Origin of the sequence: Acuticoccus kalidii, from assembly GCF_021556395.1 — a bacterium.
Lineage (GTDB): Bacteria > Pseudomonadota > Alphaproteobacteria > Rhizobiales > Amorphaceae > Acuticoccus > Acuticoccus kalidii.
The window spans coordinates 369,934-391,168 of record NZ_JAKGCS010000036.1 but is presented as its reverse complement, the minus strand read 5'-3'; the positions used below and the strand labels follow the sequence as shown (position 1 = coordinate 391,168).

Annotated in this window: 20 protein-coding genes; 6 read left to right on the top strand and 14 right to left on the bottom strand. The window is 66.4% G+C overall.

Annotation, left to right across the window (positions count from 1 at the left end):
- Positions 1-54: 54 nt before the first annotated feature.
- From L1787_RS22795 to L1787_RS22785, 3 genes are all read right to left on the bottom strand, one after another.
- Positions 55-1,383, bottom strand: coding sequence for an adenylate/guanylate cyclase domain-containing protein (locus L1787_RS22795; RefSeq protein ID WP_235711408.1), 1,329 nt, complete (start codon positions 1,381-1,383; stop codon positions 55-57).
- A 192-nt stretch (positions 1,384-1,575) separates the two neighbouring features.
- The gene (glpK, locus tag L1787_RS22790; RefSeq protein WP_235711407.1) at positions 1,576-3,069 is read right to left on the bottom strand and encodes a glycerol kinase GlpK; all 1,494 of its coding nucleotides are present in this window, start codon (positions 3,067-3,069) and stop codon (positions 1,576-1,578) included.
- An 87-nt stretch (positions 3,070-3,156) separates the two neighbouring features.
- The gene (locus tag L1787_RS22785; RefSeq protein WP_235711406.1) at positions 3,157-3,906 is read right to left on the bottom strand and encodes a cytochrome c4; all 750 of its coding nucleotides are present in this window, start codon (positions 3,904-3,906) and stop codon (positions 3,157-3,159) included.
- 301 nt (positions 3,907-4,207) lie between these two features.
- Between L1787_RS22785 and yghX the strand changes: the two genes are divergently transcribed.
- Positions 4,208-5,107, top strand: a complete 900-nt coding sequence (gene yghX / locus L1787_RS22780; RefSeq protein WP_235711405.1) for a YghX family hydrolase — start codon at positions 4,208-4,210, stop codon at positions 5,105-5,107.
- A gap of 173 nt (positions 5,108-5,280) precedes the next feature.
- Positions 5,281-5,739 carry a YbaK/EbsC family protein gene (locus tag L1787_RS22775; RefSeq protein WP_235711404.1) on the top strand — a complete coding sequence of 153 codons (459 nt, stop codon included), beginning with the start codon at positions 5,281-5,283 and terminating at the stop codon, positions 5,737-5,739.
- Here L1787_RS22775 and L1787_RS22770 read toward each other — a convergent pair whose 3' ends face one another.
- From L1787_RS22770 to L1787_RS22730, 9 genes are all read right to left on the bottom strand, one after another.
- Positions 5,740-6,798, bottom strand: coding sequence for a D-TA family PLP-dependent enzyme (locus L1787_RS22770; RefSeq protein ID WP_235711403.1), 1,059 nt, complete (start codon positions 6,796-6,798; stop codon positions 5,740-5,742). It lies immediately after the preceding gene.
- 14 nt (positions 6,799-6,812) lie between these two features.
- The gene (locus L1787_RS22765) at positions 6,813-8,189 is read right to left on the bottom strand and encodes an aspartate aminotransferase family protein (protein ID WP_235711402.1); all 1,377 of its coding nucleotides are present in this window, start codon (positions 8,187-8,189) and stop codon (positions 6,813-6,815) included.
- A 20-nt stretch (positions 8,190-8,209) separates the two neighbouring features.
- Entirely contained in the window at positions 8,210-9,487 is a 1,278-nt protein-coding gene (locus L1787_RS22760; RefSeq protein WP_235711401.1) for a TRAP transporter large permease, read from the bottom strand.
- Positions 9,484-10,023 (bottom strand): TRAP transporter small permease, encoded by a 540-nt coding sequence (locus L1787_RS22755; RefSeq protein WP_235711400.1) that lies wholly within the window; start codon positions 10,021-10,023, stop codon positions 9,484-9,486. Before L1787_RS22755 ends, L1787_RS22760 begins: the two co-directional genes overlap by 4 nt.
- An 82-nt stretch (positions 10,024-10,105) precedes the next feature.
- Positions 10,106-11,143 carry a DctP family TRAP transporter solute-binding subunit gene (locus tag L1787_RS22750; RefSeq protein WP_235711399.1) on the bottom strand — a complete coding sequence of 346 codons (1,038 nt, stop codon included), beginning with the start codon at positions 11,141-11,143 and terminating at the stop codon, positions 10,106-10,108.
- Between the two features lie 231 nt (positions 11,144-11,374).
- Positions 11,375-12,592 carry a threonine synthase gene (gene thrC, locus L1787_RS22745; RefSeq protein ID WP_235711398.1) on the bottom strand — a complete coding sequence of 406 codons (1,218 nt, stop codon included), beginning with the start codon at positions 12,590-12,592 and terminating at the stop codon, positions 11,375-11,377.
- On the bottom strand, positions 12,592-13,383 hold the full coding sequence (locus L1787_RS22740; protein WP_235711397.1) for a creatininase family protein: 792 nt from the start codon (positions 13,381-13,383) through the stop codon (positions 12,592-12,594). Before L1787_RS22740 ends, thrC begins: the two co-directional genes overlap by 1 nt.
- Before the next feature lie 13 nt (positions 13,384-13,396).
- A complete protein-coding gene (locus L1787_RS22735; protein ID WP_235711396.1) occupies positions 13,397-14,533 on the bottom strand; it encodes an amidohydrolase/deacetylase family metallohydrolase in 1,137 nt (378 codons plus the stop codon).
- Between the two features lie 103 nt (positions 14,534-14,636).
- Positions 14,637-15,005, bottom strand: coding sequence for a RidA family protein (locus L1787_RS22730; RefSeq protein WP_235711395.1), 369 nt, complete (start codon positions 15,003-15,005; stop codon positions 14,637-14,639).
- 350 nt (positions 15,006-15,355) lie between these two features.
- On the opposite strand from L1787_RS22730, the gene L1787_RS22725 reads away from it, so the two are divergent.
- The 4 genes from L1787_RS22725 to L1787_RS22710 are packed head-to-tail and all read left to right on the top strand — an operon-like array spanning position 15,356 to position 19,194.
- Complete coding sequence (locus L1787_RS22725; RefSeq protein WP_235711394.1) at positions 15,356-16,243, top strand: SIS domain-containing protein; 888 nt, start codon at positions 15,356-15,358, stop codon at positions 16,241-16,243.
- Between the two features lie 53 nt (positions 16,244-16,296).
- Positions 16,297-16,800 (top strand): TRAP transporter small permease, encoded by a 504-nt coding sequence (locus L1787_RS22720; protein WP_235711393.1) that lies wholly within the window; start codon positions 16,297-16,299, stop codon positions 16,798-16,800.
- A 4-nt stretch (positions 16,801-16,804) separates the two neighbouring features.
- On the top strand, positions 16,805-18,085 hold the full coding sequence (locus tag L1787_RS22715; RefSeq protein ID WP_235711392.1) for a TRAP transporter large permease: 1,281 nt from the start codon (positions 16,805-16,807) through the stop codon (positions 18,083-18,085).
- 41 nt (positions 18,086-18,126) lie between these two features.
- Positions 18,127-19,194: a TRAP transporter substrate-binding protein gene (locus tag L1787_RS22710; protein ID WP_235711391.1), complete on the top strand. Its 1,068-nt coding sequence runs from the start codon at positions 18,127-18,129 to the stop codon at positions 19,192-19,194.
- Positions 19,195-19,418: 224 nt separating this feature from the next.
- On the opposite strand, the gene L1787_RS22705 is transcribed toward L1787_RS22710, so the two are convergent.
- Together L1787_RS22705 and L1787_RS22700 are read right to left on the bottom strand one after the other, a co-directional pair.
- Positions 19,419-20,270: an ABC transporter permease gene (locus L1787_RS22705; RefSeq protein ID WP_235711390.1), complete on the bottom strand. Its 852-nt coding sequence runs from the start codon at positions 20,268-20,270 to the stop codon at positions 19,419-19,421.
- Between the two features lie 12 nt (positions 20,271-20,282).
- Positions 20,283-21,227 (bottom strand): ABC transporter permease, encoded by a 945-nt coding sequence (locus L1787_RS22700; protein ID WP_235711389.1) that lies wholly within the window; start codon positions 21,225-21,227, stop codon positions 20,283-20,285.
- Positions 21,228-21,235 lie beyond the last annotated feature (8 nt).

The following is a 21,235-nucleotide window of genomic DNA, read 5'->3' as shown; positions in this document are numbered from 1 at the left end:
TCGTGGACCGATTTGCCGCACCCTCGGCTCCGGCGCCCCCCTTTCGCGGGCCGATCAGGCCCTTGCCTCTCCCTCCGCGATGGAGCAAGGCGCGCAGCCGGTCGCGTAGATGGTCACCGGCTCGGAGCGGCCGCGGATGGCGACTTCGGTGAGCTCGCGCCACGCGCCTCCCGCCTCTCCCGCCTCGGCAAGAACCGGCGCCGTGGCGACGATATCGGCCTTCAGGGTGCGGCTCAGATCCTCGATCCGGGCCGCGACATTCACGGTGTCGCCGATGACGGTGAACTCGAGCCGCTCTTCGTCGCCGACCGCGCCCACAAAGGCCTCGCCGCAGTGAATGCCGATCCCGACGCGGACCGGCTCCTCCCCGCTCGCGACCAGCGCGTCCGACCAGGCGGCGATGCGCCGGCAGATATCGCGTCCGCATTCGAGCGCCAGCGCGGCCTCGCTCTCGTGCGGCTTCGGGACGCCGAAGACGATCATCGCCCCGTCGCCGACGAACTTGTCGATCACCCCGCCCGACTGGTCCGCCGCCTTGCGCAGTTCGGCCCGATAATGGGTGAGGAAGGCGCTGACGGCTTCGGGCGGCATCCTCTCGGTGCGGGCGGTGAAGCCGCGAATGTCGACGAAGAGGACGCCGACCTGCTGGCGGCGACCGGCGCGCAGTTCCGCAGCGCCTCTCGACTCGATGATCTCCGCCACCTTGGGCGGCATGAATTTGGTCAGCGAGCGCCGCCGCTGGCCCTGCTCGATCGCGAGATGGACGAGGCGGCGGGTCCGCGCCGAGGCGACCGTGATCACCGTGCAGGCGAGCAGCAGCATCGCGAGCCGCAGCGAATTGCCGATCTCGCCGAACATGCCCGCGAGCGAGCCCGGCGGGACCGCGTCGATCACGAAGATCGACCCCGTCACCGTCGGCGCGCTCGCCCAGGCGATGCCGAGCAGAAGGAGAAAGCCGGTCAGAACCTGCAGCCAGACCGAATAGCGCATCGCCCCGAACGCGATCACGATCGGGACGATCCACGCGGTCGGCAGCGCCGCGAGATAGGCCGAGGTGAGGCCCCAATTGACCGCCGAGAGATGAAGACTGAACACGACGAAGACGACATCGAGCACGGCGAAGACCAGCGCGTAGTAGCGCCGAAATCGGCCGCGACGGGACAGGAGGCGGGCGACGATGCCGATCACCGCATAGACCGCCAGCGTCGCCCAGGCGACGAGGATCGCCGTCGAGCGCAGGATGCTCCAATCCGGCGCGTCGTCGATCACCGCGAAGTAGAGCACGACCCCGAGCGAGACCGCGATCAGAACGCGCAACAGTGCGATCAGGCGTTCCGTCCGCCGCTCCGCTTCCAGGATGAGGTCGTCAAACTCGTCGCCCAAGACAAACCTCCGAGACGGGTGCGCGCATCCGCGCCCCGCCATGCCCCCATCGTGGCGTCCGCCTCGGCGACGGGAGCCGCTTCAGGCCGACGGTTGCGCCCCGCCCGGCGTCGCGCCGCCGCCATATGCCTTCACGCCGGCATAGTCAAAGCGGACGCGGCGCGGTGACCTCCGTCGCCGCGCGCTCCACCGTCAGGTGCGGTGCGTGAGGGTCCGCGACACGGCGTCTTTCCAGGCCGCGATGAGCTTGTCCCTCTCGGGTTCTGCCATCTGCGGCTCGAAGCGGCGATCGCGCGCCCATGCCTTCGCAAACCCCGCCTGATCGGGCCAGACGCCGGCGGCGGAGCCCGCGAGCCATGCGACGCCGAGCGCGGTCGTCTCGCCGATCACCGGCCGGTCGACCGGGGCGGCGAGAATGTCGGCGAGCCGCTGCATCGCCCAGTCCGAGGCGACCATGCCGCCATCGACACGAAGCACCGTCTCCTCGCCGTGTCCGGCGCCCCAATCCTTGCGCATCGCGGCGAGCAGATCGTGCGTCTGAAGCGCGACGCTCTCGAGCGCCGCCTTCGCGAATTCGGCCGGCCCGGTGTTGCGGGTGATGCCGAAGATCGCGCCCCGCGCGTCCGCGTCCCAATGTGGCGCGCCGAGGCCGACAAAGGCCGGCACCATGATCACCGTCTGATGCGGATCGGCGTTCGCCGCGAGCTCGCCCGACTGCGCCGCCGCCTCGATGATGCCGAGCCCGTCGCGCAACCACTGGACCGCCGCTCCGGCGACGAAGATCGCGCCTTCGAGAGCATAATTGGTCTTCCCGTCGAGCCGGTAGGCGATCGTCGTGAGGAGGCGGTTCTTCGAGGCGACGCGCTCCTCGCCGGTGTTGATCAAGGCGAAACAGCCGGTCCCGTAGGTCGATTTCACCATGCCGGGCTCGAAGCAGGCATTGCCGATGACGGCCGCCTGCTGATCGCCCGCGACGCCCCGCACGGGGATCGCCGCGCCGAAGAGGGCGGGGTCGGTCGTGCCGAAATCGGCCGCGTTGTCCTCCACCTCGGCGAGCATTGCGGCGGGCACGCCGAGCATCTTCATCAGATCCTCGTCCCAACGCTGGCGGCCGATATCGTAGAGAAGCGTGCGCGATGCGTTGGTCACGTCGGTCGCGAAGCGGCCGGTAAGCCTTGCGATCAGGAAGGTGTCGATCGTGCCGAACACCACCTCGCCGGCCTCCGCGCGGGCCCGGAGCCCCTCCACATTGTCGAGGAGCCAGGCGAGCTTGGTGCCGGAGAAATAAGGGTCGAGGAGAAGACCCGTCTTCTCCGTGACCATCGGCTCGAGGCCTTCCGCCTTGAGCGCGGCGCAGCGCTCGGCCGTGCGTCGATCCTGCCAGACGATCGCCTTGTGAACGGGCTTCAGCGTGTCCCGCTCCCACACCGCGACCGTCTCGCGTTGATTGGTAATACCGATCGCGGCGATCTCGGACGCGTCGAGCTTCGCCTCCGCGAGCGCCTCCTTCACCGTGCGCACCGTGGTCGCCCAGATCTCGTCGAGATCGTGCTCGACCCAGCCGGAGCGCGGGAAATATTGCTTGAACTCGTGCTGGCCGACGCCGACGATCCGACCCGCTCCGTCGAAGACGATGGCGCGGGTCGACGTGGTGCCCTGGTCGATGGCGAGAATGGGGGCGGTCATAGGTCTTCTTCGTTGAGCCTCAGGCGGAGGTCGAGGCTCGTCTCGAAGGTCGCCCCTGTCAAACCCTGGCGGGATCCGGCGCGGTGACTATTCCGGCGCTTGCACCGATTCGAGATAGGCGATGATCGCGGCGATCTCGTCGGGGTCGTATTGATATTGCGGCATCTCGATCTCGGGGTGGTTCACCATGATCCCCTCCGCGAGCGCCTCCTCGAGGAAGGAGACGGGATAATTCTCCGATAGGGTCGAGAATGGCGGCGCGTCGGCGATCGGGCTCGGTCCGGGCCCGGAAATCGCGTGGCAGAGCGCGCAATCCCGGCTGAGGATCGCCTCGCCGGCGGCGATGGCGTCGCCGGTCGGCGCGACCCCTGCCGTCGCGGCGGGCTCGGCCGTCGCGGCGGGCTCGGCCGTCGTGGCGGGCTCGGCCGTCGTGGCGGGCTCGGTCGGGGCGGTCCCGCTCGGCGCCCCTTCCGCTGCCTCGGTCTCAACCGGCGCGGCGTCGCTCCGTGCGGCGGGCTTCAGCGTCGCGATATAGGCCGCGAGGGCGCGGAAATCGGCGTCCGTGACCGGCATGTCCGGCATCACCGGGTGCGGGATGAGAAGCGCCCGGGCGATATAGTCCGCACCGAAGCCGGGCCGTGTCGCGAGTTCGGGAAAGCCCGGCGCGTCGGCGAGGACGTCGCCCTGCGTGACGTCGCCGGTGACGTGACAGTTCGCGCACCAGGCCTGCGCGATCGAGCGCCCCCGTGTCACCGACGGATCCTGCGCCAGCGCGGCGCCCGCGGACAGACCGGCCACCGCGAGGACGGCGGCGGCGCTCCAGCGCGATCGTGACATCACGTCCTCCCATGATGGTCCGCGCATTGCGTCGCACCCGGACGGGAACGATTGCATTGATCAGAATCAATCTTGTTCCAAACTGGACCACTCCTCAACAACAAATGGCCTTTTGAGAGAAGCGGTTAGCCGGCGCGCGCCGGTCTCAGTCGGTCTCGATCGGTCTCGATGACCAAGCCCCGCGCCGCGGCGTGCGGGCGCCGTTCACGAACATTTTGCCGTCCGGTGGTGGATTACTGCCGCCAGTCGCCGCAGTTTCTCCGGCAAGGCGCACCATCGCGCCGTCGCGGAGGATCGTAAGATGCAGCAAACGACGCCACGCCGTAAGACCGCGAAGGACTTCCCGCAGGAGCTCCTTGACCTCTACGACTATTATGCGCACGGCCGCCTTTCGAAACGGGAATTCCTGGACCGCGCGGGAAAGTTCGCCGTCGGCGGCCTGACGGCGACGATGCTCTTGAAGCAACTCTCGCCGGACTATGCCCTCGCCGCCCAGGTCGACCCGGACGATCCCGACATCGAAACGAGCCGGATCACCTACCCCTCCCCGAACGGGCACGGCGAGATCGAGGCCTATATTGTCCGCCCCGCGAACTTTGAAGCGCCCGGCCCGGCGGTCCTGGTGATCCACGAAAATCGCGGGCTCAACCCCTATATCGAGGACGTCACGCGGCGCTTGGCGAAGGCGGGTTTCCTCGCGATGGCGCCGGACGGCCTCACCCCGGCAGGCGGCTATCCCGGCACCGACGACGAAGGCCGCGCGATGCAGGCCGAACTCGACACCGAGAAGCTGATGAACGACTTTTTCGCCGCGTTCGAGTATCTCGACGGGCTCGACGAGACGACCAAAGTCGGCGCGGTCGGCTTCTGCTATGGCGGCGGCGTGGTGAACGCGATCGCGGTCGCCTATCCCGAGCTCGCGGCCGGCGTCCCCTTCTATGGCCGCCAACCCGCCCCGGAGGACGTCGCCGACATCAAGGCCCCGCTCCTCATCCAGTATGCCGAGCTCGACGAGCGCATCAACGCCGGCTGGCCGGCCTACAAGGAAGCGCTCGACGCCGCCGGCACCGACTACACGATGCAGATGTATGACGGCGTCAATCACGGCTTCCACAACGACACGACGCCCCGTTATGACGAGACGGCGGCGAAGCTCGCCGAAGAGCGCACGATCGCCTTCTTCAACGAACATCTGCGCTGATGCGAACGGATGCGCGCCGCGACTGGCGGCGCGGCATTCGCCTCGTCTAGGATGGCGCCGGCTCGACGTGCCGGGCGGCCGGATCGCCCGGCCGCGCCTTCCCTCGCCTCGCCTTGTCTTCGCCCAACCCGCGAGCCGACCGGGCGCAGCATTCAACTGAGCAGTTCGTTTCCATGAGTCTTGAAAGCGTCCGCGCCTTCTTCGCCGAGAAGGCCCCCGATATCGCCATCGTCGAAACCGAGGAGAGCTCGGCGACCGTCGCCCTCGCCGCCGAAGCGCACCGGGTGGAGCCGGACCAGATCGCCAAGACCATCTGCCTCGGCGTCGGCGACCGCGTTCTCCTCGTGGTCGCGAGCGGTCTCTCGCGTCTCGACAACAAGAAGGTGCGCCAGGCCTTCGGCGGCAAGGGCAAGATGCTCCCGCCCGAACGCGTGGTGGAGATCACGAGCCATCCGGTCGGCGGGGTCTGCCCGTTCGGCCTCCCCGCCCCGCTCCCGATCTATTGCGACGTCTCGCTTCAGCGCTTCGACACCGTGGTGCCCGCCGCGGGGGCGACGAACTCGGCCGTGCACATCGCGACCGACCGCCTCGCCGCCCTCACCGGCGCCGAATGGGTCGACGTCTGCCAGTAATCAGCGCAGCTTGCCGCGCGCCGCCACCGGCACGGCTTCGCGCACGGTGTCGCCATCGAGCAGATAGACCTCGTCATAGAGATTCACGACGGGGCACACATGGTTCGGGATGACGCGCACGCGCTCCCCGATCTCCGGCTTCCTCTCGCAGGCCGACACGTCGACCACCGCGTGCTCCTCGCTGAGCGACTTGATGACCGCGCCCGGATATTCGACGAGATGGCCATGCCCGCCCGCCTCGCACTGGTCCGCGGCGAGCGCCTTGGACCCGGAATCGAGGACGGCCCGGTTGGGCTCGGGACGGCTCACCACGGTGGCGAGCACGGTCGCGGCGCAATCCTCGATCGTGCCGGCACCGAACCCGACCTGCATCCGGTCGGAATAGATGTAGGTGCCCGGCCGGTGCTCGGTCGCGTTGGTCACGGTGGCGGCGTTATAATAGTCCGGCGAGCCGCCGTTCGACACGCGGTTGACGTCGAGCCCCTCGGCCTTCAGCGCGGCGATCGCCTCGCCGAGCCAAGCGTTCACCTTCTCGGTCTGCCGGCGCGGCGGAAAGGTCATCAGACCGTCGAAACGGAGACCGGGCGCGGCGTCGATCCGCTTGGCAAGCGCCACCACCTCGGCGGCATTCTGGACCCCGCAACGGCCCGCCCCGGTGTCGCACTCGATGAGGACGGGGAGCGGATGGGCGGGATCGGTGAAGCGGCCCGCATAGCCCTCGACAGTCGCCGCGCTGTCGGCCGTCACCGACAGGGAGATGCGGTCATGGAGCGCGGCGAGGCGGTCGAGCTTCTTCGCGCCCATGATGTTGTAGGGCAGGAAAATGTCGGTGACGCCGGCATCGGCCATCACCTCGGCCTCCCCCACCTTCTGGCAGGTGATGCCGACCGCGCCGAGCGCCACCTGGCGCAACGCGAAGAGCGGCAGCTTGTGCGTCTTGATGTGGGGGCGCAACTTCAGCCCGCTCGCATCGGCATACGCCTGCGCACGGGCGAGGTTCGCCTCCACCTTCGCGACATCGATCACGATGGCGGGGGTCTCGATGTCCTGGATCTTCATTGCGGTCTCCACACTCACAGGCCCGGTTCGTTTTCGAGGCGCGCAAGCGCCTTCTCGAACGCGGTAAGGGTATGGCTCATGTCGTCGGCATTGTGTGCGGCGGAAATGAGTCCACCCGGCCAACCGCCGATATCGACGCCATAGATCATCAGCGCCATGCGCAGCCGGTCGACGAGTTCGCGCGGCGCCGCCTTCAGCTCCTGATAGGGGACCGAGAAGGGATCGAAGTCCGTCGGGTCGATCGCCCGCTTCTCGACATTGAGGAAGATCTGGAAGGACGAGAACGTCCCATAGGCGGCGAACGGCGAGCCGACGGCCTTGAAGAGGTTGTTGAGACGATCGCGCAGCTCCGCGCCGTAGGCGTTGGCGTTCTCGCACGCGTTGGTCGCCGCGATGATCTCGAGGGCGGTGAGACCGGCCGCGGCCGACACCGGATTGGCGTTGAAGGTGCCGGGATGCTGGATCTTCTCGAAGCCCTTTTCCTCGGCCGCGAAGAAATCGAGGCGCTCCATGATGTCGGCCCGGCCGCCGACCGCGCCGCCCGGCAGGCCACCCGCGAGGATCTTGGCGAGCGTCGTGAGGTCGGGGCGAATGCCGTAGACCGATTGCGCCCCACCCGGCGCGCAGCGGAAGCCCGAGATCACCTCGTCGAAGATGAGGAGGACGCCGGCCTTCTCGGTCGCCGCGCGCAGACCCTCGAGGAAACCCTCCGCGATCGGCACGCGGCCGAACGAAGCGCCCGTCGGCTCGATGATGACCGCGGCCACATCGTCACGCGAGGCGAGGAGTTCGGTCACGGCGGGCAGGTCGTTGGGCGGCAGGAGGATGACGCTTTCGGCGATCGCGTCGACGACGCCGGCCGTCGGCGAGCCGTCGAAGTGGCTCGTGTAGCCGGACGTCATGTGATCGTGCCAGCCGTGAAAGTAGGTCTTGAAGCGGACGAGCTTCGACTTGCCGGTATGGGCGCGGGCAAGGCGCAGCGCGAGGTGCGTCGCCTCGGTGCCGGAGGCGGTGAAGCGCACGCGCTCGATGCTCGGCACCATTTTCTTGACCTGCTCGCCCCAGCGCAATTCGCGCGTGGTGCTCGCGGCGAACTGCGTGCCGTCGACGACCGCGTCCTGGATCGCCGCCGTCACCTGCGGGTGGCAATGCCCCAGGAGCAACGCCCCATGCCCACCGAAATAATCGACGTACTCGTTGCCGTCGACGTCCCACTTCCGGCTTGCCTTCCCCTGATCGACATAGATCGTATAGGGCCGCATATAGCGCGAATCGTGCGTGATCCCGCTCGGAAAGACCTCCCGCGCGGTGGCCGCCAGCGCGGCGGAGCGCAGGGTGCGCTCCTTGTACTCGGAGATGACGGTGGAATTGGTCTGCTCGTCGAGCGACATGGGAGACTCCGTACGGCCGATTAGTCGAGAAGGTTCGGGATGAAGAGCACGAACGCCGGCCAAAGTGAAACGATGACGATCACTGCGAGGTGGCTCAGATAGAAGGGCAGCGATGTCAAGATCGCTCTCTCGTACGAGACCCCGGCTATTTGTGAGGCCGTCATCAAGGTCATGCCCACGGGCGGGGTGATGTTCGCCACGTTGAGGGTGATGATCATCACGATCGCGAAGTGGAGCGGATCGAAGCCGAGCTGCACCATCGCGGGCACGAGAACCGGCGCCACCACCACCAGCGCGGGCAACACGTCGAGGACAGTCCCGAGCAGGATGAGGAGGAGGTTCACCAGCATGATCTGGATGATCCAGTTGTCGCTCACCGAGGTGATCATGTCGGCCGCGTCGCGGGCGATGCCGGAGCGGGTGACGAACCAGCCGAGCACGGTGGACGCGGCGAGCAGGAAGAAGACCACGCCGGAAAAGCGCACCGTCGCGATGAGCGCGAGCCAGATCTTGTGCAGCGTCAGCGTGCGGTAGAACACGAAGCCGAGGATCATCGTGTACATCGCGGCGAAGGCGGAGGCTTCGGTGATGGTGGTGAATCCGCCCAGAATGCCGCCGAGAATGATCACCGGGACGAGCAGCGCCGGCACCGTCGGCAGGAAGGCCTTCGCCGCCGCCTTGAGATTGGTATCGCCATGGCGCGGGAACTTCTTCACCCAGGCCATGACCCCGGACGCGACGAGGAGCGACACCGCCATCAGGACACCCGGCAGAATGCCGGCCGCGAAGAGATCGAGCACCGACACGTTCCGCAGGATCGCCGCGTAGACGACCATCACGACGCTCGGCGGAATGATCGGCCCGATGATCGACGAGCAGGCCGTCACCGCGGCGCTATAGGCCGGGGTGTAGCCCTCTTTCTTCATCGCGGGGATGAGGATCTTGCCGACCGCGACGGTGTCGGTGATCGCAGCGCCGGTGAGGCCGGAGAAGAAGAGGCTCACCACGATGTTGACGTGGCTGAGCGCGCCACGAATCCGGCCGAGCAGCGCATTGTTGAAGGCGACGAGGCGCTCGGTAAGGCCCGCCTGGTTCATCAGCTCCGAAGTGAAGATGAAATAGGGAATGGCCATCAGGAGATAGCCCGAGACGCCCGAAAACATGCGCTCGGAGATGATCTGGAGGAAGCGGATCCCCCCGAGCTCCCACCCCCCGGCGAGGCCGGACATCACCATGACGAGCGCGATCGGCGTGCCGATCAGGATGAGGACGACGAAGACGGCGACGGCAGACGTCATGCGAGCGGCTCCTTATCGCCGGCGGCGAGATGTTCGGCTTCCTCCATCGGGTCTTCGGCGGACAGCAGATCGGCCCCGCAAAGGACATGGATGAGAAGGACGAGTCCGGTCAGCGGAACGGCCGCGACCACCCAGCGCGCATGAATCTGGATCTGATCGGAGACCATGTAGACGTCGCTGGAGCTGAGGAAGAAGTTGGTCCCGTACCAGATCATCATCAGGGCGAAGAGCGCGACCAACCCGTAATTGATCGCCATGATCACCCGCACGACCGGGCGCGGCATGATGCCGAGCAGCGAGGTCATCGCGATGTGCTCGCCGTAGACGAACGCCACCGTGATCGACAACAGGCCGAGCCACGGGATGAACAGGCGCGCGAGGGAATAGGTCCACGACAACGCATTGCCGGTGATGATCATGTAGAAGAAGCCGGCGAATGAGATCGACAGCATCGCCAGAACGAAGAGGACACAGACCGTCGTGACCAACTCGTTCAGCTTCGCGCTGATAAACGCGCGGCGTTCGGCAAACGGCATAAGTCCACCGTGATGATCGAGGGAGGGGCGGAAACAAACGGGCCGGCCCGAAGGCCGGCCCGTTGCGAACGGTGGGGACGTATTACTTAGCGTAAAGGTCCATCTCTTCGGCGGTCATCTCGTCATTGACCTTTTCGACTTCGGCGAAGAGCTCGTCGACCAGAGCGGCGTCGAGGCCGAAATCGTTGGTGATCCACTCGCGCCAGGCCGGGCGGGCGATCTCGGCCATCGCCTCGCGCTCGGAGGCGGGGAGGACATAGCACTCGTCGAACTCGGCGCAGGACGCTTCCCAGCCCTCGATCGCGGCGAGCGCCGAGATGCCGTGCGCGATCTCGATCGCCTCACGGGCGGAGGTCACGATCGCCTCCTGATATTCCTCGGGGAGCGACTTGAACCACTTGTCGCTGACGAGCCAGGACTGCGAGTTGTACACGTGGCCGGACAGCGTGGTGTAGTCGTTCACCTCCCACAGCTTCCAGGTCTTCGACACGCCCGGCGCGTTGAACTGGCCGTCGGCGAGGCCGGTGGACAGCGCGGTGATCACCTCGCCCCAGGGGAGCGGCGTCGCCGAGGCGCCGAGCGCCTTCATGGTCGCGACGTGGGCCGGGTTCTCCTCGACGCGGATCTTGAGCCCCTCAATGTCCGCAGCGGTCTTGATCGGGTGCTTGTTGTTGGTGAACGCGACGAAGCCGCCTCCATCGTCGAACGTGCCGAGATAGCGCAGGCCCGACTCCTCGATCGACCCGTGCATGAACTTCGCGAACCACGGCCCATCGAAGAAGGCGTGCGCGACGCGATAGTCGGGGAACAGGAACGGCGCCGTGATGACCTGATATTTCGGGAAGAAGGACGACATCGCGCCCGACGAGATCACCGTCGACTGAAGCAGCGCCCCGTCTTGGGCCTGCTTGCCGGTCTCGACCTCGGAGCCGAGCTGGCCCGCGCCGAAGAGTTCGACCTCGACCGCGCCGTCGGTCTTCGACTCCACGAGCTGCTTGAAGTGGACGAGCGCGGGGTGAACCTCGTTCTCCATGTCCTCCGGCAGAAGATGGGCGATTGCCATCGTATAGTCGGCGGCGTTAGCCTGGGTGACGCCGAAGCACAGCGCCGTCGCCGTCATGCTCGCCGCAGTCAAAACCGACGCGAAGCGAGTTGACGCGACGCGCCTTCCAAGATCGCTCATCATTTCCGCTCTCCTTCCAGCTCGCCGACGAAGACGAGTCGTCTTTACAGTCGCGATTTATTTTCAACGCAATTCACGTTGACGCTGGCAACCTAGCGAACAATTTCAGAGCATTCCAGATCGAATTCCAAACATTTTCCCGCCGTCCTGCACATATACGAACCAATATCACGTCGATCCGTTGAGCAGAGGTCGCAAATTCACGAAACTCGGGGAGATTGCGTCCGGCAGCGCCGCATCACCCACGGTGGAAAGATCCTTGAGTCCGTGCCCGGTCGTGACCGCGACGACCCGATCGCCCGGCGAAAGGCGAAGCGCGTCGCGCGCATGTTTCAGCGCCGCGATCGGCACCGCCGCGCTCGGCTCCAGGACAACCCCCTCCGTCGACGCGGTGAGACGGACGGCCTCGACGATGGCCTCGTCGTCGACTGCGACGGCGGCGCCGTCATGCTTGCGGATGAAGGAGAGCGTGTAGTCCCCGTCCCGCTCATAGCCGGCGAGCGTGTCGTTGAGGGCGGAGGCGATCGTCGGCCGGTGGGTCCACGGCTCCACCGCACCGCCCTCCTCGTAGGCTTTCACGATCGGCGCGCAGGCCGCGGTCTGCACGGCGACGGGGCGCGGGATCTTGTCGATCCGGCCGAGCGCCTTCAGCCGCTCGAAGCCCTTCATCATACCGCCGAGCAGCGGGCCGCTCGAAATCGGCAGGAGAAGCACATCGGGTGCAAGGTCAGCGAGCTCGTAGGCGATCGTCGCATAGCCGTCGACGCCATAGGGATTGTGGTAGGTGGTGGTGAGGTTCACCCACCCCATCGTCTCCGCCGCCTCCTTGGCGAGGCGGCAGCAATCGTGCGTCTGCCCGTCGACGGTGACGAGACGCGCCCCGGCGACGACGATCTGGCGGAGCTTGGCGGGCGGCGCCGTCTTCGGCACGAGCACGAAGAGCGGAAGGCCCGCCCGCGCCGCATAGGCCGCGCTCGACGCGCCGGCATTGCCGCTCGAGGAGAGCACCATCGCCTCGCGCCCATATTCGCGGGCGAGCGAGGTGGCGATCGCCACCGCCCGGTCCTTGAAGGAGCCGGAGGGCTGAAGCGAATCGTTCTTGATCCACAGATCCTCGACCCCCAGCGCCGCCCCGAGACGGGGCGCGGCGAGGAGCGGCGAATGCCCCTCCCCGAGGGTGATGCGATGCTCCGGCCGGCAGAAGGGCAGATGCTCGGCAAAGCGCCAGATGCCCGCGCTTTCCGGCCCCTCCGGCGCGGCGTTGCGCGCCTCGCCCAGAACGAGATCGAGAATACCGTCGCATTGCGGGCAGGTCGACGGCACGCTCTCGATCGGGGTCACCGCGCCGCACGCGGTGCACACCATGTGGTCCCGCTCGCCCGCCATCAGCCGATCACCGGGTGCGTCATGGGCTTCGGCCCGGCCGCTGCGAGGCTCTTCACCACCTTGGCGAGTTGGTCGACCACCGCAGCGGTGATCGCCTCGCCCTTCGCCGCGCTCGCCAAGGACGGATCGCCGAGCACGCCGGTGCCGTTGGTCTTCTCCGCCATCGTCCGCAGCAGCGTCCCGCGGCCGCCGAGGAGCATGTCGCCTGCGTCCCAGTCGAACGTCTGCGCGCAGGAGAAGCCGCCGATCTTCTGGCGCCGCACGTCCTCGGGTTTCGCCGAGAGCATCACCGACGTCTCGAACTCGCACGCATGGCCGAGGCCGCCGGGCGCGCTCTCGCGGATCGCCGTCAGCTCCGGCGCGGCAAGGCGCCACCAGGTGAAGAAGGCGACGCGGCAATCGCGATGCATCGCGCCGAGCTTTTCGAGAAGAAGGCCGCCGACGGCCTGGTTGCCGCCATGGCTGTTGAGGATCACGATATTGCGGAAGCCGTGCCGCGCCACCGAGGTCACGATATCGGAAACATAGAGGATGAACGCCTCATGCCCGACCGAGAGCGTGCCCGGAAAATCCATGTGATGCTCGGAGCAACCGACCTTCACCTGCGGAAGGATCAGCACCGCATCGCCGAGTTCGGCGTCGAGCCGGTCGAGGAAATGGCCACCGATCACCGCATCCGTCTCGAGGGCGAGGTGCGGGCCGTGCTGCTCGATCGCCGCGATCGAGAGCACCACCGGGGTCGTCTTGTCGAGCGCCGCGATTTCGGCGCTCGTGTTGGTTTCCCATTTCATCGCTGTCGCCCGATCAGGCCGGATGCCACCAACGGCCGTCGATCACGACGCCCTCGGCCTTCAGCTTCTTGTCGGTCGTCTCGACGACACCGCGCACGTCTTCGAGCTCGAAGCGACCTTCCTCCAGCGAGATGACGCTGGCATCGCCGGTCGCGCCTTCCTTGAAGGTGCCGAGATCGGGCCGCAGCAGCGCCTTCGCCGGATTGACGGTCGACGCGGCGATCACGTCGTTCAGCGACATGCCGAGGACGAGGAATTTCGTCATCGTGGTAAGCTGGTCATAGGCCGGCCCCTCGATGCAGAAGGCGTGGACGTCGGAGGAGATGACGTCGGGCGGGAAGTCGGCGGCCATCATCGCGCGGCCGGTCTTCCAGGCGAACGAGCCCATGCCGTGACCGACATCGAAATAGACGCCGCGCTCGCGCGCCTTGAGGACTTCCGGCTTCACGCCTCCCTTGCCGTCGATCGGCGCGTTGGGGAACGGGCGGAAGCAATGGGTGAGGACGTCGCCCTTGCGCAGCATCGACACGACCGCCTCATAGGAGGGCGGCGGCTCGTCGATATGGCACATCAGCGGAACCTGCATCTCCTCGGCGACGTCGAGCGCGACGACCAACGGATCGATCCCCGCCGGACCGCTCGCGTGGCGGCCGATGCGGACCTTCACGCCGACGATGAGGTCGCGGTTCGCGCCGATCACCTCGGCCGCTTTGCGCGCCGCCATCAGGCGATAGTCGTGGCTCTCGCCGACCATGAGGCTCGGCTCGAAGCCGTAGATGCCGGCGAAGGAGACGTGGAGATAGGCCAGGATGCGCGCGCCGGACTGCTCGATCACGTGCTTGCGGAAACCGGCAAAGTTGCCCGGCCCGGCGCTGCCGGTGTCGATGCAGGTCGTCACCGCGCTGCGGCGGGCATATTCGTCCGCGTCGACGCCGAGGGAGGTGCCACCCCAATAGACGTGGGTGTGAAGGTCGATGATGCCTGGCGTCACGATCTTACCGGAGACATCGCGCACGTCGGCCCCGTCTGCCGAAAGAGCGTCACCGACGGCGACGACCTTGCCACCGGCGAAGCCGACATCGGCGACACGATCGATATTCTGCGACGGGTCGATGACCCGACCATTCTTGAGGATAAGATCCAAGCTCATGGGATGGCCTGCGTTGCTCCCGAGAGGAGCGAAAGAGCGGCGGACGGCCGCAAAATCGTGGGAAGAAGCGGGAGCCGCGACCACGCGGCCCCCGCCGAAAGGATCAGCCTTTCGGCTTGTAGGCGATCGCCTCGATCTCGACCTTGATGTCGACCATCAGGCGCGACTCGGCCGTGCTGCGGGCCGGGAAGTTGCCCTTGAAGACTTCGCCATAGGCCTTGTTGAAGCCGTTGAAGTCACGCGCGTCCTGCAGCCAGGCCGTCGTCTTCACGACATCGTCGAGGGTCGCGCCGGCGAGCTTCAACGCCGCCTCGACATTCTTGAGAACCTGGCGCGTCTGATTCTCGATCGATCCGCCGACCATCTCGCCATTCGCGCCGACGGGCACCTGGCCGGAGACGAAAATGTAGTCACCGGCACGAACCGCGGGGGACAGGGGCGCAGCCGCCGAACCGAAACATTCCTTAGACACCGAATTTTCTCCTTGAACGAGCAGAATTCCATCCGCCCGACGCTCGCGCCGGAACGGCCTTCGCCACTTAGACGAGGAGGCGCGCGCGAGCCATCCCCGGACCGGGCGGACCCAATCCACAGCAGCGATTTCGAGCGTATGACGGAGGTGCGACAAAGATCAACGCTATTCTGAAACTTTCATTCAAGCGCTGAAAAAATAGACGGGTTTGACTGCATTTCCGGCACGGAGTGCTCGAAATTCTATGTTGCTTTTTTAGATTTTGACCGTCAGCTTAGCCGCATGAACAGGTTTGACGGACAGTGCGGGTACGGTGGGGGACGACGGCGTCGCGCGCGTCGGCCGCACCCATGAGCGATGCGTCGACGATCGATATCGTCGCGCAAATGCGCCACCTCGCCGCCGATGGCAGCAAGGCGGAACGGCGGATTGCCGAGGTCGTCCTCAACGACATCGAATATGCGTCGAAGGCGTCGATCGCCGAGCTCGCGCTGCGGGCGGGCGTCAGCGAGCCGACCGTGACGCGCTTCTGCCGCTCGCTCGCCTGCGACGGGATGCGCGATTTCAAGTTCCGCCTCGCGCAGATCCTCGCGATCGGCGGGCTCTATCTCTTTCCCGAACCGCTCGAGCGCGAAGAGCGCGAGGCGCGTGTCGTGAACTCCGTCTATGACGGGGCGGTCGCCGCCCTCGACCGCGTCCGCGACAGCCTCGACGTGACCACGATCAACACCGCCGCCGAGCATCTGACGAAGGCGCGGCAGATCATCGTCTATGGCTCGGGCGGGGTCTCCTCGATGGGGGCGATCGAGCTTCAGACTCGCCTCTTCCGCTTCGGCCTCGCGATCACCGCGCACACCGACGGCCAGTTGCAGCGCATGACCGCGGCGCTTGCCGGACGTGACACGGCGATCGTGGCCATCTCCTCGTCCGGCCACGCCAATTCGGTCGTGCAGGCGACGCGGATCGCCCGCCAATATGGCGCGCGTACGATCGCGATCACCGATCCGACGTCGGCGCTCGCGAGAGAGGCCGAGCTCCTCCTCCCTTTCACGATCCCCGGCGACAGCAAGGTCTTCAAGCCCACATCGGGCCGCTACTCGCTGCTGATGATCCTCGACATCCTGTCCACCGTCACGGCGGAAATGCTGGGTCCTGGCGTGCTCGAGGGACTGCGGCGCATCCGAACGAGCCTTTCGGCGCTCAACATGAGCGATTCCGGCCGGCCGATCGGCGACTAGAACCGAAACGATGCGGGGCGGCGCCCCGAAAGCGAAGGTGTCAAAGGAAGTCAATGAGACAAAAGGCAGGCGCCCTCAGCGCAATCCTCAATCGGATCGTCGAGTTCATCGTCGTCATCATGATGGCGTCGCTGGTGATGACCGTGTGGATTGGCGTGCTCGACCGGTATTTCTTCCATTGGCAGCTCAATTGGCCGGAGCCCCTCGCCCGGTACTTGATGATCTGGACCGTGCTTCTCGCCATCTCCTGCGCCATCGCGCGGCGTGAGCATATCGGCCTCACCATCGTGCTCGACCGGCTGCCGCACGGGCTGCGCCGGACGCTTCTCATCGTGTGCGATCTCCTCGCGATCGCCTTGTTCCTCTACGTCTTGTGGTTCGGCATCCAGTTCACCGCGCAAGGCTTCAACCGCCGCGCCTTGATCTTCGGTCTGTCCATGGGGCCGGCATTCGCCGCGATCCCCGCGGCCGCCGCCCTCTGCGCCCTCCAACTCGCGCTCGTCCTCGTCCGGGACGGGGGAGAGCAGAAACTCGCCGACCAGGCGAACGAGGCCTAATCAGATGTTCGTCGGTGTCATTTTCTTCGTCCTCCTTCTCATCGGCATGCCGATCGGCTTCGCCATCGGCCTCGCCGGCCTCTCCGGCCTCATCGACATGGGGGGACAGCGCTTCCTCCTGATGGGCGTGTCGAAGATGTTCTCGGGTCTCGACAGCTTTCCCTTCCTCGCGATGCCGTTCTTCATCCTCGCGGGTGAGATCATGAACCATATCGGCATCACCAATCAGCTGATGCGGCTCGCCCACGTGCTCGTCGGCCATTTCCGCGGCGGCCTCGCGCACGCCAATATGGTCGCCTCGATCCTGTTTTCCGGCCTCACCGGCGCGGCGACGGCGGACGCGGCGGCCTTCGGCAAGACCCTCGTGCCGGAGATGGTCCGCAACGGCTATCGGCGCGACTATGCCTGCGCGGTGACCGCCGCCGGCTCCATCATCGGGCCGACCATTCCGCCCTCGGGGCTCATGGTCGTCTACGGCTCGCTGATGGGCGTATCGATCGGTGGCCTGTTCGCCGCCGGCATCCTGCCCGGCATCTTCATCTGCATCGCCTGCATGGGCATCATCGCGCTCGGCGCCCGCCGCAACCGCCTCCCCGACCCGGAGAAGCGGGCGACGTTCCGCGACGTCGCGGTGACGGCGATCCGCTCGATCGCGGCGCTCCTGATGCCGCTCATCATCCTCGGCGGCATTCTCGGCGGGATCGTCACCCCGACCGAGGCGGCCTCCCTCGCCGTCGCCTATGCGCTGTTCCTCGGCATCTTCGTCTATCGCAATGTTTCGGTGAGCGACCTTTACGGGATGCTCCTGCGCACGGCGCGCATCACCGGCGTCATCTTCGTGATCATCGCCTTCGCGTCGATGCTCGGCTGGTGGATGAGCTTCAACCGCATCCCGCAGGAGATCGCGAACACCGTGCTCGCGATCTCGGACAACCGCTATATCGTGATCTTCCTGATCGTGGCGATCCTTCTCCTGATCGGCACGGTGATGGACATCACCGCGATCCTGATCATCCTCGCGCCGGTCCTCGTCCCTCTCTCCGCCCAGATCGGGCTCGAGCCGATCCATGCCGGCATCATCTTCGTCGTCGCCCTCAATATCTCGTTGATGACGCCACCGGTCGGGGCCTGTCTCTTCGTGCTCTCGTCCGTCACCGGGGAACGGCTCGAAGCGATCGCGAGCAAGCTCTGGCCGTTCCTGATCGCCGAGATCGCCGTCCTCTTCCTCTTCGCCTACTGGGAGGATCTGGCCCTCCTGGTGCCGCGCGCGCTCGGTTTCTCGTGAGCCGCGCAGGTCGAATAAGCCCAGAAAGGAGCAAATCGTCCGTGAACAGCACCCTTCGTACCCTGATGGCGAGCGCCGCGATTGTCGCGATCGGCGCCGCCCCCGTGGCGACTGCGGCCTCCGCGCAGGACGTCACCATCCGCCTGTCCCACAACAACAAGCCGGATCCCTACGACAACCCGGCCCACGCCTGCGCCCAAGTTTTCCAGAATATCGTCCAGGCGGACTCGAACGGTGAAATCGCCGTCGAGATCTATCCGAACGACCAGATCGGCACCGCCGCCGAGCAGGTCCAGATGGTGCGGGACGGCGTGATCGAAGCGGCGCTGTCCTCCACGGGCGCCCTCGCCCCCTATTATCCGAACATCGACGTCCTCAACCTGCCCTTCGCCTTCGCCGACAACGGGGCGACCTACGAGGTCTTCGACGGCGATTTCGGCAAGGCGCTGAAGGCGAACATGGAAGAGGTGCTCGGCGACGTCGTCGTGCTCGGCTTCCCCGACACCGGCGGCTTCTTCGCGGTGACGAACTCCAACCACGAGATCGCCACGCTCGACGACTTCAAGGGCATCCGCCTGCGCACCATGACGGTGCCGTCGCACCAGGCGATTATGAACGCGCTCGGCGCCGAGGCCTACCCGCTCGCATGGGGCGAGGTGTACTCCGCGCTGCAGACCGGCGTCATCGACGGGCAGATGAACCCGATTCCGATCATCTCCTTCTCGAACTTCAACGAAGTTCAGGAGTACATGACGCTCACCAACCACCTCTTCTCGCCCTACACCCTGATCTTCAACAAGGCGCTTTGGGACGGGATGAGCGAGGAGCAGCAGACGATCCTGCGCACCGCCGCGCAGTCCTGCGTCACCGCCTCTCGCGGTCTCGCCCGCATCATCGAAGCCTCGGAGCGCGGCGTGACGGGTCTCGCCGAAAAGGGCATGAAGGTGACGGCGCTGTCGCCGGAGGATCGCGCCAAGATGCGTGAAGTGACGCTCCCGGCGTTCGAGGAGCACATCTCCTCCCAGCTCGGCGACGACGCGACGGAACTCCTCGAGACCTTCAAGGCCGACGTCGAGAAGGCGAACCAGTCCCAGTACATGGAAAACTGATGCCGAGGGTGCGCCTGCCTGCCCGCAGCGCACCCTTTGTTTTCGTTGTGTGATGATCGCGCGCCCGGCCCCGGCCTGGCGCGCGATTTGGTTCTGAGGCGCACCGCCATCCGGCCATGGCGCCAGCGGCCCGCCCGGCGATCACTGCAACGGCCGGGCACCGCCCGGCGATCACCGAAACGGCCGGGCACCGCCCGGCGAGGCGCCCGCCTCGCCCCGTCCGGTCAGCGCCGGTCGATGCGCCGCTGGAGCCCACGTCCGACGAGCATCAGCGCGAGCGCCGTCACGAGCACCGCCGCCCCCGGAAAGATCGACATCCACGGAGCGAAGAGGATGTAGTCCTTGCCGCCTTCGAGGATCGCGCCCCAGTCGGGCGTCGGCGGCTGAACGCCGAGTCCCAGGAAGCCGAGCGCCGCCTGGATCTGAAGGATCAGCGGAAACAGGATCATGTACTGGGTCAGGATCAGCGGCGTCACGTTGCGCGTGACGTGCCGGCGCAGGATCGCGCCTTCCGAGAGGCCGATACTGCGCGCCGCCTCGACATAGGTCTGCCCTGTCTCCGACATCGCCCCCGCCCGCGCGATGCGGAAGAAGACCGGGAGATAGACGATCGACAACGCAAGGATCAGATTGTGCGTCGCCGGGCCGAGAACGCCGGTGATGATCACGCCGAGAATGATCGGCGGGAAGCTCAGCATCACGTCGATGAGGCGGCCGAGGACCTGGTCCACCCAGCCGCCGAAGAAGCCCGAGATCAGGCCGAGAAGCCCGCCCATCAGCGCCGACAGGAGAAGCGAGCCCGCACAGATCGACAAGGTGACGCGCGCGCCATAGACGACGCGGGCATAGAGATCGCGCCCCACATCGTCGGTGCCGAACCAGTGGGCTGCCGATGGTGGCTGCAACGCATCGGGAACGGAGATCGCGTTCGGCGACTGGCTCGCGAACAGCCCCGGAAAGAGCGCGACCAAGGCGAGGAACACGATCAGGATGGTGCCGAGCACGAGCCCCGGCTCGCGGGCGATCCGGGCAAGGGTCGAGGGGCGCCCGTTACGGGTCATCGTCATCGCTTTCATGAATTCAGGCCCTCACGCGGTACGCAGGCGCGGATCGATCAGCCGATAGGCGAGATCGACGACGAGATTGACCACCATCGCCGCGACGACGACGAGGAGCAGCGCGCCCTGGACCACCGGGTAGTCGCGCGTCTCGATGGCATTGAGAAGAAGACGGCCGAGCCCCGGCAGCGCGAAGAGGGACTCGATGATCACCACCCCGCCGAGGATCTGGATCAGGATCAGCCCCATGAAGGTCACGATCGGGACGAGCACGTTGCGCAGGATGTGCTTGAAGAAGATCAGCCGCACCGGCACGCCCTTCGCGATCGCGGTGCGCACATATTCCTGGTGCATCGCCGAGACGACGTTCTGGCGCACGAACTGGCTGTAGGCGGCCGCTTGCAGCAGCGCGAGGCTCGCGACCGGCAGCACGAGGATCGCGATATTGTCGGCGAGGGAGCGCGTCGGCGGCACGAACCGCAGCGGCGGCGACCAGGAGAGCGCGCTCGACACTCCGACGAGGAGCATCAGCCCCACCCAGAAGACCGGCGCGGCGAGGCCGAGAAGATTGAAGCCCTGGATGATGGTATCGAGCGGCCGCCCCTCGTAGATCGCCGCGATCACGCCGAGGGGGACGCCGACGAGCGTCGCGACGACGAGCGTCACGATGCCGATTTCGAGCGTCACCATGAACGCCTTTCCGACCATGTCGGAGACCGGCAGGCCACGCGCCCAGCTCGTGCCGAGATCGCCCTGGAGGACGTTCCCGATCCAGATCAGATATTGCATGTAGATCGGCTGATCGAGGCCGAAAAAGGCGCGCAAAGAGGCCTCAGCCTCCGCGCCGCCAGCCTGCCCCATCATTTGCGCCACCACGTCGCCCGGCACGAGGCGGACGAGCATGAAGACGAGAATACTCGCGAGAAAGGCGGTCAGGATCGACGCGCCGAGGCGCTTTGCGAGATAGGAGGCCATGAGGCGTT

Bases quoted from the DNA above. Each gene is read 5' to 3' on its own strand.
- L1787_RS22740 (WP_235711397.1), bottom strand. From the start codon at position 13,383: ATGAAATGGGAAACCAACACGAGCGCCGAAATCGCGGCGCTCGACAAG.
- thrC (WP_235711398.1), bottom strand. From the start codon at position 12,592: ATGGCGGGCGAGCGGGACCACATGGTGTGCACCGCGTGCGGCGCGGTG.
- L1787_RS22720 (WP_235711393.1), top strand. From the start codon at position 16,297: ATGAGACAAAAGGCAGGCGCCCTCAGCGCAATCCTCAATCGGATCGTC.
- L1787_RS22760 (WP_235711401.1), bottom strand. From the start codon at position 9,487: ATGACGTCTGCCGTCGCCGTCTTCGTCGTCCTCATCCTGATCGGCACG.
- L1787_RS22750 (WP_235711399.1), bottom strand. From the start codon at position 11,143: ATGACGGCGACGGCGCTGTGCTTCGGCGTCACCCAGGCTAACGCCGCC.
- glpK (WP_235711407.1), bottom strand. From the start codon at position 3,069: ATGACCGCCCCCATTCTCGCCATCGACCAGGGCACCACGTCGACCCGC.
- L1787_RS22735 (WP_235711396.1), bottom strand. From the start codon at position 14,533: ATGAGCTTGGATCTTATCCTCAAGAATGGTCGGGTCATCGACCCGTCG.
- L1787_RS22755 (WP_235711400.1), bottom strand. From the start codon at position 10,023: ATGCCGTTTGCCGAACGCCGCGCGTTTATCAGCGCGAAGCTGAACGAG.
- L1787_RS22770 (WP_235711403.1), bottom strand. From the start codon at position 6,798: ATGAAGATCCAGGACATCGAGACCCCCGCCATCGTGATCGATGTCGCG.
- yghX (WP_235711405.1), top strand. From the start codon at position 4,208: ATGCAGCAAACGACGCCACGCCGTAAGACCGCGAAGGACTTCCCGCAG.
- L1787_RS22700 (WP_235711389.1), bottom strand. From the start codon at position 21,227: ATGGCCTCCTATCTCGCAAAGCGCCTCGGCGCGTCGATCCTGACCGCC.
- L1787_RS22765 (WP_235711402.1), bottom strand. From the start codon at position 8,189: ATGTCGCTCGACGAGCAGACCAATTCCACCGTCATCTCCGAGTACAAG.
- L1787_RS22715 (WP_235711392.1), top strand. From the start codon at position 16,805: ATGTTCGTCGGTGTCATTTTCTTCGTCCTCCTTCTCATCGGCATGCCG.
- L1787_RS22725 (WP_235711394.1), top strand. From the start codon at position 15,356: ATGAGCGATGCGTCGACGATCGATATCGTCGCGCAAATGCGCCACCTC.
- L1787_RS22705 (WP_235711390.1), bottom strand. From the start codon at position 20,270: ATGAAAGCGATGACGATGACCCGTAACGGGCGCCCCTCGACCCTTGCC.
- L1787_RS22785 (WP_235711406.1), bottom strand. From the start codon at position 3,906: ATGTCACGATCGCGCTGGAGCGCCGCCGCCGTCCTCGCGGTGGCCGGT.
- L1787_RS22775 (WP_235711404.1), top strand. From the start codon at position 5,281: ATGAGTCTTGAAAGCGTCCGCGCCTTCTTCGCCGAGAAGGCCCCCGAT.